At 38.8% G+C, this 2,328-nt stretch carries 3 protein-coding genes and 1 riboswitch; all 3 genes read right to left on the bottom strand.

The annotated features are described in order from the left end of the window. Positions 1-853 (bottom strand): ABC transporter ATP-binding protein (locus tag ACLNCN_RS04440; RefSeq protein ID WP_424844710.1); only part of this gene is annotated, 853 nt, incomplete at its 3' end. Continuing rightward, positions 854-1,414 (bottom strand): ECF transporter S component, encoded by a 561-nt coding sequence (locus ACLNCN_RS04435; RefSeq protein WP_000915275.1) that lies wholly within the window; start codon positions 1,412-1,414, stop codon positions 854-856. Positions 1,415-1,570: 156 nt separating this feature from the next. Next, positions 1,571-1,659, bottom strand: a riboswitch (TPP riboswitch). Positions 1,660-1,854: 195 nt separating this feature from the next. Further along, positions 1,855-2,328 (bottom strand): thiamine phosphate synthase (gene thiE / locus ACLNCN_RS04430; RefSeq protein ID WP_424844709.1); only part of this gene is annotated, 474 nt, incomplete at its 5' end.

Below are 2,328 nucleotides of genomic sequence, written 5' to 3'. Positions count from 1 at the left end.
TTTGAAATTGAAGAATAGACCGAAAGAGGGTTGATTTCCCGACACCATTATCACCCAAGATACAGGAAATTCCTTGGTAGAATGTGAAATCCGCAATCGAAAAGAGGGAGCGATGATTCAGCTCACAAGTCGTTCTATCCATATGGAATAGTCCTGGGCTAGAAGCAATCTCCTTTGAAACAGCCTGTGTCATTTCAGAGGCAGGGATTTGATTTATTTTCGTTAGTTGTCCGTCTCTTAGCTCCACCATATGGTCGATATAGGCTTCATAGTCAGATAAATCATGGTCGCACAAAATAACTGTCTTCCCATTAGAGGCCAACTCTTTTAGAATCTCCAATATCTCGATTCTACTCTTGCGGTCAATAGAAGCGAAGGGCTCATCCAAGAGATAGACCCTAGGATTCATAGCAAAGAGAACAGCCAAAGCAGCCTTTTGCTTTTCCCCACCTGATAAGTGATGGATGGGACGGTGCAAGATCTTCTCGCAGCGACATTGCTGGACAACCTCTGCTATTTTAGAATCAATTTCCTGAACGGGATGCCCGATATTTTCCAAGGTAAAAACCAGCTCCTCAAACAAGTTCTCCATGGTAAATTGATGATTGGGATTTTGAAAAAGAATACCAACCGTCTGGACACGTTCGACGATAGAAAGCTGACTGACCTCGCTCCCATTTATCAGGACTTGACCGCTATAGGGAAGAGAACTGACTTGGGCAATCATTTGAAAGAGACTAGATTTTCCCGAACCACTGCTTCCAACTAACAAGGTAAAGGCTTGCTCATGAAAAGTAAAATCAATCGGTTCCGAAAAAATTGGGGACTGAATCGCTCGTAGTTCCAGCCCCATCTATGCCTTTCCTCCAGCTGCAAACTGATGATAGAGTTTGACAATGGCACGAACCAAGATAGTACAGAAGAAAAAGACGGAAATAAAGCGCACCACAAGCAAGGAAAGCACAAAAGGAAGGGAGAAGGCATAGTAACCTAACTTAATGTATTCATAGACAAAGCTAACAAGCGTAATTCCAATACTATTGGCAGTTAGAGAGAGCCAACTTTCATAGCGATTCTTGGTTACGATAAAACCAAGTTCACTTCCCAAACCTTGAACCAAGCCAGACAAAAGGGCACCTAGACCGAATTGGCTACCATAAAGGACTTCAGCAAGCGCAGCTAGCACTTCTCCAATCGTTGCACTTCCCACTCTTGGAACAAAGATGGCCGCAATGGGCGCAGCCATACACCAGAGACCAAAGAGGATTTCATTGGCAAAGGCCTGCAAGCCAAGAGGGGCTAAAATCAGAGTGAGGATATCAAACAGATAACCTGAACCCACAAAAACGCCACCAAAAAAGATAGACAAGAAAGCAAGTAAGATAACATCTTTTAATTGCCATTTTTTCAACATAAAAAAACTCCTTTTTTAAAGAAAAGTGGGGCATTCAAGGTGAGCTACCTAAATGCTTTGTATCATCTTCATCCAGTTTCGTAAAAGAAAAAACTCTAATTACAGATAGAAATTAGAGTTCAGCTTACAAGATTAGATGGTTAGTTTCTATAAATACAAAACCATTTCACATTTCCCTTCGCCAGTCTTAACTGTATCAGGTTCAATGGGTATCATCTCAGCCTAAAGCACCCCAAATGTCTTTATTATTTAATTATATAAATATTATAACAAACGATTTTTTCCAGTTCAAGAAATTGAACTGAGAAATAAGCTAGGCCAATCTATTGTAGTAAAATCACTAAGTAAACCATATAAACAGCCTATTCACTTATGAAGGATAATAACCCAACTTATCGAGTGAGAGAATCCTATTGACTTAAAAGACAAGAATAAAAAAGTTAAAATTGTTCATTCATTTCTCGAACAGTTTTTTCTATATTTTTTGCATACGATATTGCTGAAATGATTGAAACACCATCTATATTGGTCTGTATAATGTCTTTAATATGTTGCGTCTGTATCCCACCAATTGCAACTAAGGGCATTTGTGGCAGTAGTTTTCTCATCAATTTAAGACCTTCATAACCTATAGCACCTCCAGCATCATCCTTTGACTGGGTATCAAATACAGGACCAACACCAACATAATCTACATATTCAACTTTTGATTGTTGAAATTCTTCCTTGTTTTTTATAGAAAGACCAATTATTTTATCTGGCATCAATTTTCTAATTTCATCAACTCCAAGGTCATCCTGTCCTACATGTACGCCATCAGCATCTATTTCCAATGCTAACTCAATATCATCATTAACGATAAATGGAACATTATATTTTTTACAAAGATCCTGTAGTTTTATTGCTAATTCGAC

Source organism: Streptococcus sp. CL8.13 (assembly GCF_049737895.1).
This window is presented reverse-complemented; position numbering and strand designations above follow the sequence as displayed.

Bases quoted from the DNA above. Each gene is read 5' to 3' on its own strand.
- ACLNCN_RS04435 (WP_000915275.1), bottom strand. From the start codon at position 1,414: ATGTTGAAAAAATGGCAATTAAAAGATGTTATCTTACTTGCTTTCTTG.